General features: G+C 63.6%; 17 protein-coding genes. 13 read left to right on the top strand and 4 right to left on the bottom strand.

Annotation, left to right across the window (positions count from 1 at the left end; translation table 11 throughout):
• The first annotated feature begins 7 nt into the window (after positions 1-7).
• The 8 genes from ACTYOL_RS19360 to ACTYOL_RS19325 all read left to right on the top strand — a co-directional run bounded on the left by ACTYOL_RS19360 (position 8) and on the right by ACTYOL_RS19325 (position 7,002).
• Positions 8-1,981 carry a heme lyase CcmF/NrfE family subunit gene (locus tag ACTYOL_RS19360; RefSeq protein ID WP_444758167.1) on the top strand — a complete coding sequence of 658 codons (1,974 nt, stop codon included), beginning with the start codon at positions 8-10 and terminating at the stop codon, positions 1,979-1,981.
• On the top strand, positions 1,978-2,514 hold the full coding sequence (locus ACTYOL_RS19355; protein ID WP_063545665.1) for a DsbE family thiol:disulfide interchange protein: 537 nt from the start codon (positions 1,978-1,980) through the stop codon (positions 2,512-2,514). The genes ACTYOL_RS19360 and ACTYOL_RS19355 overlap by 4 nt, the downstream gene beginning before the upstream one ends.
• The gene (locus ACTYOL_RS19350) at positions 2,511-2,987 is read left to right on the top strand and encodes a cytochrome c-type biogenesis protein (protein WP_197891559.1); all 477 of its coding nucleotides are present in this window, start codon (positions 2,511-2,513) and stop codon (positions 2,985-2,987) included. Before ACTYOL_RS19355 ends, ACTYOL_RS19350 begins: the two co-directional genes overlap by 4 nt.
• Positions 2,980-4,167, top strand: coding sequence for a c-type cytochrome biogenesis protein CcmI (gene ccmI, locus ACTYOL_RS19345; RefSeq protein WP_153774572.1), 1,188 nt, complete (start codon positions 2,980-2,982; stop codon positions 4,165-4,167). Before ACTYOL_RS19350 ends, ccmI begins: the two co-directional genes overlap by 8 nt.
• Positions 4,168-4,179: 12 nt before the next feature.
• On the top strand, positions 4,180-4,605 hold the full coding sequence (locus ACTYOL_RS19340; RefSeq protein ID WP_065862031.1) for a hypothetical protein: 426 nt from the start codon (positions 4,180-4,182) through the stop codon (positions 4,603-4,605).
• 103 nt (positions 4,606-4,708) lie between these two features.
• Positions 4,709-5,647: a 2-hydroxyacid dehydrogenase gene (locus ACTYOL_RS19335; protein ID WP_444756941.1), complete on the top strand. Its 939-nt coding sequence runs from the start codon at positions 4,709-4,711 to the stop codon at positions 5,645-5,647.
• Between the two features lie 37 nt (positions 5,648-5,684).
• The gene (locus tag ACTYOL_RS19330) at positions 5,685-6,473 is read left to right on the top strand and encodes a PhzF family phenazine biosynthesis protein (RefSeq protein ID WP_444756940.1); all 789 of its coding nucleotides are present in this window, start codon (positions 5,685-5,687) and stop codon (positions 6,471-6,473) included.
• A gap of 124 nt (positions 6,474-6,597) precedes the next feature.
• Positions 6,598-7,002, top strand: a complete 405-nt coding sequence (locus tag ACTYOL_RS19325; protein WP_054894747.1) for a GFA family protein — start codon at positions 6,598-6,600, stop codon at positions 7,000-7,002.
• Here ACTYOL_RS19325 and ACTYOL_RS19320 read toward each other — a convergent pair.
• The gene (locus tag ACTYOL_RS19320) at positions 6,999-7,892 is read right to left on the bottom strand and encodes a LysR substrate-binding domain-containing protein (protein ID WP_444756939.1); all 894 of its coding nucleotides are present in this window, start codon (positions 7,890-7,892) and stop codon (positions 6,999-7,001) included. The genes ACTYOL_RS19325 and ACTYOL_RS19320 overlap by 4 nt on opposite strands.
• Before the next feature lie 73 nt (positions 7,893-7,965).
• Between ACTYOL_RS19320 and ACTYOL_RS19315 the strand changes: the two genes are divergently transcribed.
• From ACTYOL_RS19315 to ACTYOL_RS19295, 5 genes are all read left to right on the top strand, one after another.
• The gene (locus ACTYOL_RS19315; protein ID WP_444756938.1) at positions 7,966-8,979 is read left to right on the top strand and encodes a DMT family transporter; all 1,014 of its coding nucleotides are present in this window, start codon (positions 7,966-7,968) and stop codon (positions 8,977-8,979) included.
• Between the two features lie 39 nt (positions 8,980-9,018).
• Positions 9,019-9,357 (top strand): FKBP-type peptidyl-prolyl cis-trans isomerase, encoded by a 339-nt coding sequence (locus ACTYOL_RS19310; protein WP_054894778.1) that lies wholly within the window; start codon positions 9,019-9,021, stop codon positions 9,355-9,357.
• A gap of 174 nt (positions 9,358-9,531) precedes the next feature.
• The gene (locus tag ACTYOL_RS19305; RefSeq protein ID WP_054894750.1) at positions 9,532-10,191 is read left to right on the top strand and encodes a hypothetical protein; all 660 of its coding nucleotides are present in this window, start codon (positions 9,532-9,534) and stop codon (positions 10,189-10,191) included.
• Positions 10,192-10,307: 116 nt separating this feature from the next.
• A complete protein-coding gene (locus ACTYOL_RS19300; protein WP_444756937.1) occupies positions 10,308-10,787 on the top strand; it encodes a hypothetical protein in 480 nt (159 codons plus the stop codon).
• Between the two features lie 387 nt (positions 10,788-11,174).
• The gene (locus ACTYOL_RS19295; protein ID WP_197891571.1) at positions 11,175-11,420 is read left to right on the top strand and encodes a hypothetical protein; all 246 of its coding nucleotides are present in this window, start codon (positions 11,175-11,177) and stop codon (positions 11,418-11,420) included.
• Between the two features lie 79 nt (positions 11,421-11,499).
• On the opposite strand, the gene ACTYOL_RS19290 is transcribed toward ACTYOL_RS19295, so the two are convergent.
• The 3 genes from ACTYOL_RS19290 to ACTYOL_RS19280 all read right to left on the bottom strand — a co-directional run bounded on the left by ACTYOL_RS19290 (position 11,500) and on the right by ACTYOL_RS19280 (position 14,651).
• Positions 11,500-12,228, bottom strand: a complete 729-nt coding sequence (locus tag ACTYOL_RS19290) for an aspartate/glutamate racemase family protein (protein WP_054894753.1) — start codon at positions 12,226-12,228, stop codon at positions 11,500-11,502.
• A gap of 17 nt (positions 12,229-12,245) precedes the next feature.
• Complete coding sequence (locus tag ACTYOL_RS19285) at positions 12,246-13,781, bottom strand: NCS1 family nucleobase:cation symporter-1 (RefSeq protein ID WP_200602789.1); 1,536 nt, start codon at positions 13,779-13,781, stop codon at positions 12,246-12,248.
• A 432-nt stretch (positions 13,782-14,213) separates the two neighbouring features.
• Positions 14,214-14,651, bottom strand: a complete 438-nt coding sequence (locus ACTYOL_RS19280) for an Lrp/AsnC family transcriptional regulator (RefSeq protein WP_063545655.1) — start codon at positions 14,649-14,651, stop codon at positions 14,214-14,216.
• Between the last annotated feature and the right edge of the window lie 29 nt (positions 14,652-14,680).

The following is a 14,680-nucleotide window of genomic DNA, read 5'->3' as shown; positions in this document are numbered from 1 at the left end:
TGCCCTGGTGATCCCCGAGCTTGGCCAGTTGGCGATGATCCTGGCGATCTGTTTTGCCGTGGTGCAGGCCAGCGTGCCGCTGCTCGGTGCCTGGCGTGGCGACCGTCTCTGGATGAGTCTGGCGCGCCCTGCGGCCTGGGGCCAGTTCGCCTTCCTCGCCTTTGCCTTCGCCTGCCTCACCCATGCCTTCATGACCGACAATTTCTCGGTCGCCTATGTCGCCCACAACTCCAACACCGCACTGCCCTGGTACTACAAGTTCAGCGCCGTGTGGGGCGCCCACGAAGGCTCGCTGCTGCTCTGGGCGTTGATCCTGGGTGGCTGGACCTTCGCCGTGTCGGTGTTCTCGCGCCAGTTGCCGCAGGTGATGCTGGCGCGGGTGCTGGCGGTGATGGGCATGATCAGCACCGGTTTCCTGTCGTTCCTGATCATCACCTCCAACCCGTTCACCCGCCTGCTGCCACAGGTGCCCACCGACGGTCGCGACCTCAATCCGCTGCTGCAGGACTTCGGCCTGATCGTCCATCCGCCGATGCTGTACATGGGCTACGTGGGCTTCTCGGTGGCCTTCGCCTTCGCCATCGCGGCGTTGCTCGGTGGTCGCCTGGATGCCGCCTGGGCGCGCTGGTCGCGGCCCTGGACCATCGTCGCCTGGGCCTTCCTCGGCATCGGCATCACGCTCGGCTCCTGGTGGGCCTACTATGAGCTGGGCTGGGGCGGCTGGTGGTTCTGGGATCCAGTGGAAAACGCCTCGTTCATGCCATGGCTGGTCGGCACTGCGCTGATTCACTCGCTGGCAGTGACCGAAAAGCGCGGGGTGTTCAAGAGCTGGACCGTGCTGCTGGCCATCGCGGCGTTCTCGCTGAGCCTGCTGGGTACCTTCCTGGTGCGCTCCGGGGTGCTGACCTCGGTACATGCCTTCGCCGCCGACCCGTCGCGCGGTGTGTTCATCCTGATCTTCCTGCTCTTCGTGGTCGGCGGCTCGCTGACCCTGTTCGCCCTGCGCGCACCGGTGGTCAAGAGCCACGTGGGCTTTGGCCTGTGGTCGCGCGAGACGCTGCTGCTGGCCAACAACCTGGTGCTGGTGGTGGCGGCCTCGATGATCCTGCTGGGCACGCTCTACCCGCTGGTGCTCGACGCCCTGACCGGCGCCAAGCTGTCGGTCGGCCCACCTTACTTCGATGCGTTGTTCCTGCCGTTGATGGCGCTGCTGATGGTAGTGCTGGCGATTGGTGTGCTGGTGCGCTGGAAGGATACGCCTGGCAAATGGCTGTTCGGCATGCTGACGCCGGTGCTGATCGGCAGCGCGATCCTGGCGCCGGTCGCCGGGCTGATCGTCGACGACTTCGACTGGCCGGCGCTCAGCGTCTTCGCCCTGGCCGCCTGGGTGGTGCTCGGCGGGGTGCGCGATATTCTCGACAAGACCCGTCACAAGGGCCTGCTCAAGGGGCTGCGCGGCCTGCATCGCAGCTACTGGGGGATGCACCTGGCGCACCTGGGGTTGGTGGTGTGTGCCCTGGGTGTGGTGCTGTCGAGCAACAACAGCGCCGAGCGCGACCTGCGCATGGCGCCGGGCGAAAGCGTCGAACTGGGCGGTTATCACTTCCTGTTCGAGGGGGCCAAGCACTTCGAGGGGCCGAACTTCATCTCCGACAGGGGCACCATCCGTGTGTCGCGCGAGGGGCGTGAAGTGACCGTGCTGCACCCGGAAAAACGCCTGTACACCGTGCAGCAATCGATGATGACCGAGGCCGGTATCGATGCCGGCTTTACCCGCGACCTCTATGTCGCCCTGGGCGAGCCACTGGAGAACGGTGCCTGGGCGGTACGGGTACACATCAAGCCCTATGTGCGCTGGATCTGGCTGGGCGGCTTGCTGACCGCATTGGGCGGGCTGCTTGCAGCGCTCGATCGGCGTTATCGGGTCAAGGTCACGGCGCGGGTGCGCGATACATTGGGCCTGTCTGGAGCGACGGCATGAAGCGTTGGATCATGGTAGTGCCATTGGCGGTGTTCCTGCTGATGGCCGTGTTTCTGTACAAGGGGCTGTTCCTCAAGCCCGACGAACTGCCGTCGGCGATGATCGGCAAGCCATTCCCGGCATTCTCGCTGCAGAGCGTGCAGGGCGACCGGACCCTGACCCAGGCCGACCTGCAGGGGCGACCGGCGCTGGTCAACGTCTGGGGCACCTGGTGCCCATCGTGCAAGGTCGAGCACCCTTACCTGAACCAACTGGCCGAGCAAGGCGTGGTGATCCACGGCATCAACTACAAGGACGACAACGCCGCCGCGCTCAAATGGCTGGCGGAGTTCCACAACCCTTACCAGCTCGACATCCGCGACGAGCAGGGTACTCTGGGCCTGGACCTTGGTGTATACGGCGCGCCGGAAACCTTCCTCATCGACGCCAAAGGCATCATCCGCTACAAGCATGTCGGTGTGGTCGACGCCACGGTCTGGCGCGAGCAACTGGCGCCGCTTTACCAGGGGCTGGTCGATGAGGGGCGGCCATGAAGCGCTGGCTTGCCGCCGCCATACTTGGCTTGAGCCTGGCCGGCATGGCCAGGGCGGCCATCGATACCTATCAGTTCCGCGACGATGCCGAGCGCGAGCGCTACCAGCAACTGACCAAGGAACTGCGCTGCCCCAAGTGCCAGAACCAGGACATCGCCGACTCCAACGCACCGATCGCCGCCGATCTGCGCCGGGAAATCTTCCGCATGCTCGGCGAAAACCAGAGCAACCAGCAGATCATCGACTTCATGGTCGATCGCTACGGCGACTTCGTACGCTACAAACCAGCGCTGACGGCGCGTACCTGGTTGCTCTGGTTCGGCCCTGGCGTGTTGCTGGCTGGCGGCTTCGTGGTGCTGGCGGTGATCGTCCGTCGGCGTCGCAGCCCGGTGGCGCAGGGCAACTCCGAACTCTCCGTGGACGAACGCGAACGTCTCGCCAAACTGCTGGATAAAGAACAGACCCATGACTGAATTCTGGCTGAGTGCGGGCCTGCTGTTGCTCGCCGCCCTGGCTTTCCTGCTGATCCCGATCCTGCGTGGCCGCCGCCAGCAGCAGGCCGAAGAAGACCGCACCGCGCTCAACGTGGCCTTGTATCAGGAGCGGGTCGCTGAGTTGACTGCGCAGCAGGAGGCCGGGGTGCTCGACGCCGGGCAACTGGCCAAGGGGCGCGACGAGGCGGCCCGTGAACTGCTGTCCGACACCGAAGGTAGCGAGGCGCCGCGTCAGGGGCATCTGGGCAAGACCCTGCCGCTGGTGGCTGCCGTGCTGGTGCCGGTAATGGCGCTGGGGTTGTACCTGCATTTCGGCGCCGCCGACAAGGTCGAGCTGACCCGTGAGTTCGCCGATGCGCCGAAAACCATGCAGGAGATGACCACGCGCCTGGAGCGTGCCGTGCAGGCTCAGCCGGACTCTGCCGAGGGCCTGTATTTCCTCGGCCGCGCCTACATGGCCGACCAGCGTCCTGCCGATGCCGCCAAGGCCTTCGAGCGTGCGGTCGCCCTGGCCGGTCGTGAACCCGAGCTGCTCGGGCAGTGGGCCCAGGCGCAGTACTTCGCTGCCGACAAGCAGTGGAGTGCGCAACTGCAGAGCCTGACCGACGAAGCACTCAAGGCCGACCCGAACGAGGTTACCAGCCTGGGGCTGCGCGGCATCGCTGCCTTCGAGGGCGAGCACTATCAGGAAGCGATCGATTACTGGCAGCGCCTGCTGGCGCAACTGCCTGAAGGCGATGCCTCGCGCGCCGCCCTGCAGGGCGGTATCGACCGTGCCGCCGACAAGCTCAAGGCCGATGGCGGCAAACCGGTGCAGGCGGCGAGCCTGACCGTGCGTGTCGAGCTGGCCGCAGCGCTCAAGGACAAGGTCAAGCCGGACGACACCGTGTTCATCTTCGCCCGCGCCAGCAACGGCCCGCCGATGCCGCTGGCGGCCAAGCGGGTGACTGTGGCGCAGTTGCCGATCGAAGTGCAGCTGTCGGATGCCGACGCGATGATGCCGCAGATGAAACTGTCGGACTTCGCTGAAGTCCAACTGGTTGCGCGCGTATCGCGTGCCGGCCAGCCGACCCAGGGCGAGTGGATCGGCCAGAGCGCGCCGCTGGCTACCCGCGGCCAGCCAACCCAGCACCTGACCATCGACCGTCCCGACCGATAAGAGATTGCCGCCATGAACCGCAGCGTACGCCTGACCCTGATCACCCTGGCCCTGGGGCTTTCTGCCTGTACGGTGCACCAGCCAGGCGAGCGCGAGTCGCTGCCACCGATCGAGACCACGCCACCACCGCACCAGGGGCCGGTGGTCAAGCCGCTACCGGGCGGACAGCCCGCACCGCAGCCTGGCGCGCCGTCCGGTATTCCCAAGCCGATGCCACGCACCTCCGCGAGCTTCGCGCCCCCGCCAGGCGGTGCCAGCCACTGGGACCCGAAGCTTGGCGTCTATGTGCTGGAGAAGCAGCCCAACACCTTCTATCGTCAGCGCACCTACTACCGTTATGACAAGGGCTGGAGCTGGTCGCTGAGCCCCAATGGCCCATGGCAGGAAACCGACAGCAGCGGTGTGCCGGGCGGGTTGGGCAGGGCCTTCGCGCAGTAAGTATCCTTCACGTCCCTGTCGTGGGCTCGCCCCCGCGATAGAGGCCCTCGCAGTCTCCCGCCGAACTGGCATAATCCCCCTCTGAATCGAACCGGAGGGTGGCATGAGCAAGACAGTCCTGGTACTGGTGGAAACCGTCGATGATTACCTGCCGCTGCTGGAGCAGGCCGGTTACCGCCTGATTCGTGCCCCATCCCCGCAACGGCGAGCGCAAGCCATCGCCGAGCATGCCGAGCAGATCGATGCTGTCCTCACCCGTGGCCCGCTGGGCCTGACCGGTGCTGAAATCCAGGCACTGCCCAAACTCGAAATCATCTGCGTGATCGGCGCAGGCTATGAGCAGGTCGACCTGGCCGCCGCCAAGGCCCGTGGCATCACCGTCACCAACGGTGCTGGCGCCAACGCAGGTCCGGTCGCCGATCACGCCATGGCCCTGTTGCTGGCAATGTTGCGCGACATTCCCCGGGCCGATGCCAGCACCCGGCGCGGTGAATGGAACCGGGTCATCAGCCCATCGGTGAGCGGCAAGCGCCTTGGCATCATCGGCCTTGGCGCCATCGGCCAGGCCATCGCCAAGCGTGCAGCCCAGGGCTTCGACATGAGCGTCAGCTACCACAGTCGTACGCCGCGTGGTGATGTGCCCTACACCTGGTACGACAGCCCGTTGCAACTGGCCCAGGCCGTGGACATCCTGGTGATCGCCACCCCGGGTGGTGCCGGTACCCTGCATCTGGTCGATGCCCCGGTGCTCGAGGCGCTGGGGGGCGAGGGGTATCTGGTCAATATCGCCCGCGCGAGCGTGGTCGATACCCAGGCGCTCGTGCAGGCATTGCAGGCAGGCGTCATCGCTGGCGCAGCATTGGATGTCTTCGATGACGAGCCTGCCGTGCCCGAGGCACTCAAGGTGTTGGGCAATACCGTGCTGACCCCGCATGTCGCCGGCCAGTCGCCGGAAGCGGCGCGCGACACCGTGACCCTGGTGCTGCGCAATCTCCAGGCATTCTTCGCTGGCGAGCCGGTGCTCACGCCAGTACTGTCGTAATCCCAGCTTTCGATCCCGCCTGACAAGGAGTGTGTGCATGCAACTTGAGATCTTCCAGGTCGATGCTTTTTCGGCCGAACCGTTTGGCGGTAACCCAGCGGCGGTGATTCCGCTGGACAGCTGGCTGCCGGACGATGTGCTGCAGCGCGTCGCCGAAGAGAACAACCTGTCCGAGACGGCCTACTTCGTGCGTAACGGCGAAGGCTTCGACCTGCGCTGGTTCACCCCGGCCGTGGAGGTCGATTTGTGCGGCCACGCCACCCTGGCTTCGGCCTGGGTGTTGTTCGAGCAGTTGCATGAGCAGGCCGAGGTGTTGCGCTTCAATACCCGCAGCGGTGAGCTGCGCGTCAGTCGCGGTGCAGATGGCTTGCTGGCCATGGACTTCCCGGCCAAGCAACCTGTGGCGGTGGACATCCCCGATGGCCTGCTCGAGGCCCTCGGCCTGCCGAGCGCCCGCGCGCTGTACCGCTCGGATGACTTCGTGGTGGTGATCGATGATGCTGCGTTGATCGATCCACTCAAGCCCGATTTCGTCGCGCTGTCGGCCTTCGATGTGCGTGGCATTGCCGTGACTGCGCCGGGGCGCGGCTTCGACTTTGTCACCCGCTGGTTCGGCCCTCGCGTGGGGATCAACGAAGATCCGGTGACCGGCTCGGCACACACCTCGCTGGCGCCTTACTGGTCCGAGCGCCTCGGCAAGCGCAGCCTCAGCTGCGAGCAGGGCGGGGTGCGCAAGGGGCAGTTGCATTGCGAGGTGCCGGGTAACGGCCGGGTGATCATCAGTGGGCGTGGGGCGCTGTATATGCGAGGGACAGTGTTCATCTGACTGGCGAGGGTGGCTTGCGGGTCTCTTGTGGGAGCGGCGGTTCGCCGCTGCGACTTGCCCGCAAAGAGGTCTGTAGCGGTACCGCTATACTTTGCAGCTTCCCCACCCGCCAGGAGCCCATCCCATGTCTCATACCAAGCACGGCGCCTGCCTCTGCGGCGCCACCCGCCTGACTGCCACGGTCGAAAACCTCGAAGTCAACGCTTGCCACTGCAGCATGTGCCGCACCTGGGCCGGGGGCCCGATGTTGGCAGTGCACTGCACCCAGCCGCCCAGTTTCGAAGGCGCTGTTCCCAGCGTCTTCCGCTCCTCCGACTGGGCCGAGCGGGGCTTTTGCGGGCAGTGTGGCACTCACCTCTACTACCGGTTGATCGCCAAGAACGAATACGCCTTGCCGGTCGGCCTGCTCAAAGGCGATGACTGGCAGTTCACGATGCAGATCTACGTCGACGAGCGCCCGAGCTGGTACTGCTTCTCCAATCAGACCCAGGACCTCACCGGCGAGCAGGTCATGCAGCTGTTCAGCTAGGCCTGCTCCAGCAGCCATTCGGCGAACACCTCGGCGGCGGACGAGGGCGGGTTCTGTCGGTCGTGCACGAGGTAGTCGGCCTGGCCGGTGCGGACCACGAAGTCCGACACCGGTCGGATCAGCCCGCTTTTTATGCGTTCGCGAGCCATGGCTTCCCAGCCCAAGCCCACCCCCATGCCCTGCAGCACGGCATCGAACACCAGATTGACCTGATTGAAGGTCAGCGCATCGGCCGGCGGCTGGTAGCGCAAGCCGAAATGGCTGAACCAGTCATGCCAGTCCAGGCAGTTCCAGGCCGAGGCATCCAGCTGAATCAGCGGTAGCCCCTGCAACTGCGCAACGTTGTCGATGGTGGGCAGCGCGCGTGCGGTACTGGCGATCGGGAAGATCACCTCGTCGAACAGCTTGCTGGCCTGCAACGAGGCCCAGCGGCCATGCCCATAGAGAATACCGAGGTCGTAGTCGGCGATCAGGCTCTCGTTGATGTCGTTGCTGGCGTGGATATTCACCGTCAGTTCTGGATGCTGCTCGTTGAACCGCAGCAGGCGCGGGAACAGCCAGTACTGGGCGACGGCGTGGGTGCAGATGACACTGACGTGTCGATCGCCGTGCCCGCTCTTGAGCCGCTGCACGTGGGCCAACAGTTTGTCGAGCATCGGCTCGACGAAACCGTGGAACTGCGTGCCCGCGGTGGTCAGGACGATGCCTCGGGCGCGTCGCTCGAACAGCTGTGCACCGAGATGATCCTCGAGCAGGCGGATCTGCTTGCTCACCGCGCTTTGCGTCAGGTACAGCTCGCCTGCTGCACGGGTGAAGCTGCCGGTGCGTGCCACGGCTTCGAAGGCGATCAACGTGTCGAGGGGCGGAAGGTGACGGCTGTAGCGGCTCATGGTGGTTGCGCCTGCTGGGATTACAGAGCGTCAGCATACTCAGCTGAAAGCCATTCCTCCAGGGAATGGCTGCATGCCCATTCATCTTTTGTCGGTCAAGCGTGCAACCGGTAGCCTGCGCGCATCCACCAACAGGAGAGACAAGGTGAAACGCGGGGTGATGTATGCCGGCACGGCTGGCGCAATGTGGGGGGTGGTACTGATGGTTCCGGAGGTGCTGCCAGAGTTCAATCCGGTGTTGCTCAGCACCGTGCGCTATGTGATGGTCGGCTTGATCTCGGTGCTGCTGGCACTGCCCATGGCCCGCCAGTTGCGACGCCTGACGGTGGGCGACCTGTGGATGCTGTTGCGCCTGTCGGTGATCGGCAACCTGCTGTACTTCATCTGCCTGGTGGCGGCGATCCAGCGCGTGGGCGTGGCCCCCGCCTCGCTGATCGTCGGTGTGCTGCCGCTGACCATTACTCTCTATGGCCGCAACGACAGCGGGGCGGTGCCGCTGTCGCGCCTGATCGGCCCTCTGATGCTGATCCTGCTCGGCATGTCGTGCATCAACCTCGAGACATTCGCCTTCGCAGCAGGCGATGCTGGCGACAAGTTCATGGGCCTGGTCTATGCGCTGGTCGCCCTGGCCTGCTGGACCTGGTACGCCGGGGAGAACAGCCGCTACCTCAAGCAGTGCGCACGTTTCGACAGCCACCAGTGGTCGGTGCTGTGTGGCGCGGTTACCGGTCTTGTCAGCCTGGTGCTGCTGGCCATTCTGGCCCTGTGGTTCCCGCAGCAATTGCAGGCGCAGGCCAGTGTCGAACGCTGGTGGTTGTTCTGGGTTGCCGCGCTGGGTTGCGCCGTGCTCGGCTCCTGGTTGGCCATGGCCTTGTGGAATGCCGCCTCCAAGCGTCTGCCACTGACCTTGAGCGGGCAACTGATCGTGTTCGAGACGCTGTTCGGCCTGCTGTATGCCTTCCTCTGGCGCCAGTCTGGCCCAACCTTGCTGGAGGCAGCAGCCATCGTGCTGGTGATCGGTGGCGTGCTGTGGTCGATGCGCCAGCACGACGTCGCCCCCGGACTTGCCAAATCCGTGCATTCCTGAGAAAAGGGCGGCCTCGAAATCTGCCGCAAGGAAATGACCGTGACTCAGGAACTGCACATCACCGAGATCCAGGAAGGCGACGGCAAGGCCGTGGTCAAAGGCGCCCTGATCACCACCCAGTACACCGGCTGGCTGGCCGACGGCAGCGAGTTCGACTCGTCCTGGTCGCGCGGCAAGCCCTTCCAGTGCGTGATCGGTACCGGCCGGGTGATCAAGGGCTGGGACCAGGGCCTGATGGGCATGCGCGTGGGCGGCAAGCGCAGGCTGCAGGTACCCGCGCACCTGGGCTATGGCGAGCGCTCGGTGGGCAGCATCCCGCCGAACTCGGACCTGACCTTCGAGATCGAGTTGCTCGAGGTGCTGACGCGGGATGATTGATGTCCAGTTGTTGCAAGGGTGACGTAATTCGGCAACATCGATGGTCCAACATGGCTGCTGCCAGGGAGGGCCAGCATGGAAGAGCCCATCAGGCGGCCGGTGCCTTGCACCGCCGCCGGCAAGGATGGTGCACAAGCAAGGATGCTCCCCGTCCTTAGCCGAACGAGCCCTGCCATGAAGTGGATGCAATACCTGCGACGCCGTCACCTGTTTCTCGGTCTCACCCTCGCCGCGGTGCTGATACCGCTGACCCTCGATGTGGTGCAAAGCCGCGACCAGCACGGTGATGGAACCCAGACGCTGGTGTTCCTGCGCCATGCCGAGAAGCCCGGCGAGGGGCTGGGGCAACTGAACTGCCAGGGCCTCAACCGCGCCATCGACCTGGCCACGTTGCTGCCGGAGCGTTTCGGCGCTGCCGACTACGTGTTCGCCGCCGACCCCGGCCGGCATGTCGAGGAGGGCAGCGAGGATAAACGCTACAGCTACATCCGCCCGCTCATGACCATCAGCCCCAGCGCCATCCGCCTTGGGCTGCCGGTCAATATCGACTTCGGCGCCAACGACTACGACGATCTCGCCGAAGAACTGCTGCGCGCCAAGTACCGCAACGCCACGGTCTACACCGCCTGGTCGCACGGCTACCTGCCAGACCTGATAAACGCCGTGGCTGGCAAGGCCCTGGGCGAGAAGCGCGTCATCACCTCGGACTGGGACGGCGATGATTTCGACACTCTGTACGTGATCACCCTGACCTGGCATGACGGCAAGGCCACCATGCTCAGCCGCAACGTGCGTCAGGAACTCGATGGTGGGTCCGAGGTTTGCCCGACCTGATTCAGACGTTTCTGACTCGGTCGGGGTGTCCAGACTGACTTATTTCCAAGTGACGACAGGGCACTGTTCACGGGTTTCCGGAAATCCGATTCCGGGCGTGAGGAATGCGGAGTTGCATGGAAATCGATCGGTCTTATCGGTTCATCGGTCATCGCGGCGTGACCTTCGACGTCATCGAGTTCACCGTGAGGGCCGATAACTGCTGCTGGCTCAATACGCTGCATATTCCAACAGCGGGCCGACATCAGTATCGCGTGGTCGGCAAGGTGAAGGAACTGTACGAGCGGATGCAGGCCGGGCAGTTGCCCTGCGTGATGGTGGTGGCGGTTTCATTGCCGTTGACGCGTGAGCAGGCGGATCAACTCAATATGCAGCGCTGGACCGTGGCGAGTGTGGTTTCGGGAGCTGTGGGCGGTGCGGTTGCGGCCGTGGCAGGTCCGCTGGCTGGCGGGTTGACAAAAGCCAGCGTGGTTCCGCTTGTCGCCTCCCGTCTTCCCACCTTCCATGCCGGCGATGTCCTGATAGGCATAGACGCGAGAGTCCGTGGTGGTATCGGGCCGCAGCACTCCTCGATTGCTGTCAGGCTTTACCAATGATGCTGGATATGTATGAAGATCCGGTGCAGATAGGCCTGATGCTGGTAGTGACGGTTATCATTGACCATGTCATCAGATCGCCTGTCTGGCGCAAGTGGCTTGGGCTGTTCCTATTTCCCTTTGGGTTGTTCAGCCTACTTTTCGTCCAAGCCTGGTCCTACTACGGCATTGATCTAATGTTGTGGAAGGCGTGGTGCATGATGATGGGGTCATGCTTGTTCTTTCGTCGCTACCACCATGTGCAACGGGACTGATTGCACACTGTTGGCTACAACGCCCTTCGACGCTCATCCTACGGGATGTCGAGGGGCGTTGGCCTTTAAGGGCTACCGCCCCAACCGCCGCACCGCAGTTCTACTTCCCTGATACCAGAAGCTGGGGTTAAGCATGTCGCTCGATGATCTGCTGCAGCCGATTTTGATCATGATCATCTGGTGGACACTGGATCGCTGGACCGTATCACCCTGGCGCGGATGGGTAGGGCTGGCCCTTCTAGCGGGTGGCTTGGCCAGCTTTTTATGGACCGAAATGTGGAGAGTTTTCGGTCACGAAATAATCATGTGGAAGTCGTCCGCTGTATCCATCGGCATTTTTCTCATGCTGCGCAGCAACCGGCAGGTCGACCAGTCGTAAGCATCACTGGGAGAGTGGGGCAGCTTGTGACAAGGCCGCCGCGCCTTCAGGATGACGATACGGCGGCCTCGAGCTGAATTTACCGCCCCAGCCGCATCGGCCAGCCCACCACCTTCTTCACCCGTGGCGTCGCATAGGTGCGCACTTTCGACGTGCTCAGCCCCAGTCGCACCAGCGATTCGGCGATGGTCACCGCCGCACTCACGCCATCAACCACTGGCACGCCGGTACGCTGGCGAATCTGTTCGTCGAGCCCGGCCATGCCGCCGCAGCCCAGGCAGATCACCTCGGCCTTGTCGTCACGCACGGCACGCTCGGCCTGTTCGACGATGGCCTCCACGGCGCGCTGCGGATCAGCTTCCAGCTCCAGCACCGCCAGACCGCTGGCCCGCACCGAGGCGCAGCGGTCATACAGTCCGGACAGCTTCAGGCGATCCTCGATCAGCGGCACGGTGCGGTCCAGCGTGGTGACTACCGAGTAGGCATGGCCCAGGTACATCGCGGTGCTGGCGGCGGCATCGGTGATGTCCACCACCGGTACATTGAGCAACTCCTGCAAACCTTCGCGGCCGTGCTCGCCGTACCCGGCCTGGATCACCGCGTCGTAGGGCTGGTCGTAGGCCAGCACCCGGTCCATCACGGCGATGGCGGCCAGATAGCTCTCGAAATTTCCCTCCACCGACTCTGCGCCGAACCAGGGCGTCAGCCCGACGATCTCGGTGCCGGGCGCTGCAACGCTGCGCGCCTGTTCGGCAATGGCCTCGGTGATGGCTTCGGTGGTGTTGACGTTGACGATCAGAATACGCATCAAAGAACTTCCCTTGATCAATGGCTGCTGTGGTCGACGGCGATGGCTTCGCCGCTGACGTCGAGGTATTGGCGATTGCGCGGTGCGATCAGCAGGTAGAGCGCGGCCGCGGTACCTGCACCGATCAGCCAGGAGAATGGCGCGACGCTGTGGAAGTGCGGTACCAGTGCCAGCACGATCGCCAGCAGGGCCGATGGAATGAACGCCGCGAGTGCGCGCAGGTTGACGCCCCGCGAATAGTGGTAGGCACCGGCCGGGTTCTCGCTGTACAGCTCCGGCACGTTGATCCGGCCTTTGCGCAACAGCCAGTAGTCGGACATGATCACCCCGTACAGCGGGCCAAGCAGGGCGCCCAGGCCGGACAGGAAGTACACGATCACCAGCGGGCTGTTGTACAGGTTCCACGGGAGGATCAGCACCGCCACGGTGGCACTGATCAGCCCGGCGCGGCGGAAGTTCAGGTGGCGTGGTGCCAGGTTGCTGAGCACGAAGGCCGGGGCGACGAAGTTGGCCATGATGTTCACCGCAACGGTGACGATCAGGAAGGCCATGCAGCCCAGGACCAGGAACAGGGTGTTGGGGATGGTAGCGACGATCTGGGTCGGGCTGTCGATCACCTGCCCGTTGATCTGGAACTGTGCGCCGCACAGCACCACGGTGATCACCGCAAATACCAGGATGTTCACTGGCAGGCCCCAGAAGTTGCCGACACGGATGGTCCTGCGGCATGGCGAGGACCGGGCGAAGTCGCAGAAGTTGAGCACCAGGGTGCCGTAGATTGCCAGCCAGAGCGCGCCGCCGGCAAAGATGTTGCGCCACATCTCGTAGCCGGTCAGCGGATCGGCCACCGACCAGGCGATGCGCGCATCGTTCTTGAAGAACATCCAGGCGGCCAGGCTCGCCACGGTCAGCAGGATCACCGGCCCGGCGAAACCTTCGTAACGGCGCACCATCTCCATGCCGTAGGCGAGGATCACCAACTGCACGATCCAGATCGCCACGAAGCATACCCAGCCCAGGCTCGACAATCCGAGAATGCTGTCGTGGTCATAGGCGGCTACCTGTGGCCACACGGCGGTGAGCAGCACGCGCAGTACCACCGAGGCCAGGTAGGTCTGGATACCGAACCAGGCGATCGCGATCACCGCGCGGATCAGCGCGGGAATCTGCGCGCCATGGATACCGAAGGCGATGCGGCTCATGACCGGGAACGGTACGCCGGTCTTCTGGCCCATGTAGCCGGAGAGGTTCATGAAGAAGTAGACAAGCGCGGCACCGATCGCCAGAGAGACCAGAATCTGCCAGCCGCCAAGGCCCAGGGCGAACAGCCCCATGGCGAAAGAGTAGTTGGCGATGTTGTGCACATCGTTGGTCCACAGGGCGAAGATGCTGTAGCCACCCCAGCGCCGACCCTCGATGCGGGTTGGCGCAAGATCACGGTTGTGCAGGCGTGGACTCAGCTCGTACGGTCCGGCGGGGTTTTCCAGCGTGGTGGCGGTGGGGCTGGTGCTGGCAACGGAAAGTTCAGGGGCAAGGTCGAGACTGCTACTCATTCCGGCGGCTCCTGATGCGCTAGGACTGCGATGAGGCGGGCTTGCGCACGGGCTCGCCTTCTCGTCTGTGCAGCATTGGCATCACTGGGTTCTGGGCGCTAGCGGCCTGCGGGGCAGGCGCTGCGTGTTCTTGTGTATTTATGTTTTGTTTAAGTTGTATACAAAACACAAGTTCACTTAAGCCAGTTCCATGCCAGAGAGGGCACAGTTTATGAGTTGCTATTACTTTGACTTTGACCTTTTGTTTAATAACTTTATGAAAATAAAGAACTATAAACTGACCATTTGATCAGTATTTATTTTGCATTCACTTATTAGTTGATTTTAGAGTCAATTTTTATCGCCTTCCCGGTGTAACGTGTTGGGGCATGTCCGTAACCAGTGCACACAAAAATGGCACTCTAGGTGACATTCTTGTGTACAAATCTTGGGTCATGCCATCGGTGGCAGGCGCCGCTTGACCGGTGTCTTCTTGATGATCGCGGTGTTGGTCTCGGCGAGGGTGTTGAGCCGGTCAAGCAGGGTGTCCAGCTGTTCCATCGAGCGCACATGCAGGCGGGCGATGAAGCAGTCCTCGCCGGTAACCTTGTCGCATTCGGTGAACTCGGGAATGGCGACGATCTGCCGCTCGACTTCCTGCAATTGCCCCGGCAGCGGCCGGATTCGCACGATGGCCTGTAACTGGTAACCGAAACAGCGTGGGTCGATTTCCACGGTGTAGCCGCGAAGCACGCCGCGTTCCTCCAGGCGGCGCAGCCGCTCGCTGACGCTGGGGGCGGAGAGGCCGCTGATCTGCGCCAGGGCCTTGAGCGAGCGGCGCGAATCCTCCATCAGGGCATTGATCAGCAGTTGGTCGATATCGTCGGTCATACTTGCCTCGTCAGGTAAAAGTGCAAATC

Origin of the sequence: Pseudomonas sp. A014, from assembly GCF_052378495.1 — a bacterium.
Lineage (GTDB): Bacteria > Pseudomonadota > Gammaproteobacteria > Pseudomonadales > Pseudomonadaceae > Aquipseudomonas > Aquipseudomonas machongensis.
The sequence above is the reverse complement of the archived record's forward strand: the minus strand, read 5'-3'. Positions and strand labels throughout refer to the sequence as shown.

Excerpts from the sequence above, each read along its gene's own strand:
- ACTYOL_RS19350 (WP_197891559.1), top strand. The coding sequence starts at position 2,511 with ATGAAGCGCTGGCTTGCCGCCGCCATACTTGGCTTGAGCCTGGCCGGC.
- ACTYOL_RS19320 (WP_444756939.1), bottom strand. The coding sequence starts at position 7,892 with ATGAGCCGCTACAGCCGTCACCTTCCGCCCCTCGACACGTTGATCGCC.
- ACTYOL_RS19315 (WP_444756938.1), top strand. The coding sequence starts at position 7,966 with ATGCCCATTCATCTTTTGTCGGTCAAGCGTGCAACCGGTAGCCTGCGC.
- ACTYOL_RS19285 (WP_200602789.1), bottom strand. The coding sequence starts at position 13,781 with ATGAGTAGCAGTCTCGACCTTGCCCCTGAACTTTCCGTTGCCAGCACC.
- ACTYOL_RS19295 (WP_197891571.1), top strand. The coding sequence starts at position 11,175 with ATGTCGCTCGATGATCTGCTGCAGCCGATTTTGATCATGATCATCTGG.
- ccmI (WP_153774572.1), top strand. The coding sequence starts at position 2,980 with ATGACTGAATTCTGGCTGAGTGCGGGCCTGCTGTTGCTCGCCGCCCTG.
- ACTYOL_RS19340 (WP_065862031.1), top strand. The coding sequence starts at position 4,180 with ATGAACCGCAGCGTACGCCTGACCCTGATCACCCTGGCCCTGGGGCTT.
- ACTYOL_RS19305 (WP_054894750.1), top strand. The coding sequence starts at position 9,532 with ATGAAGTGGATGCAATACCTGCGACGCCGTCACCTGTTTCTCGGTCTC.
- ACTYOL_RS19335 (WP_444756941.1), top strand. The coding sequence starts at position 4,709 with ATGAGCAAGACAGTCCTGGTACTGGTGGAAACCGTCGATGATTACCTG.
- ACTYOL_RS19280 (WP_063545655.1), bottom strand. The coding sequence starts at position 14,651 with ATGACCGACGATATCGACCAACTGCTGATCAATGCCCTGATGGAGGAT.
- ACTYOL_RS19330 (WP_444756940.1), top strand. The coding sequence starts at position 5,685 with ATGCAACTTGAGATCTTCCAGGTCGATGCTTTTTCGGCCGAACCGTTT.
- ACTYOL_RS19325 (WP_054894747.1), top strand. The coding sequence starts at position 6,598 with ATGTCTCATACCAAGCACGGCGCCTGCCTCTGCGGCGCCACCCGCCTG.
- ACTYOL_RS19355 (WP_063545665.1), top strand. The coding sequence starts at position 1,978 with ATGAAGCGTTGGATCATGGTAGTGCCATTGGCGGTGTTCCTGCTGATG.
- ACTYOL_RS19300 (WP_444756937.1), top strand. The coding sequence starts at position 10,308 with ATGGAAATCGATCGGTCTTATCGGTTCATCGGTCATCGCGGCGTGACC.
- ACTYOL_RS19290 (WP_054894753.1), bottom strand. The coding sequence starts at position 12,228 with ATGCGTATTCTGATCGTCAACGTCAACACCACCGAAGCCATCACCGAG.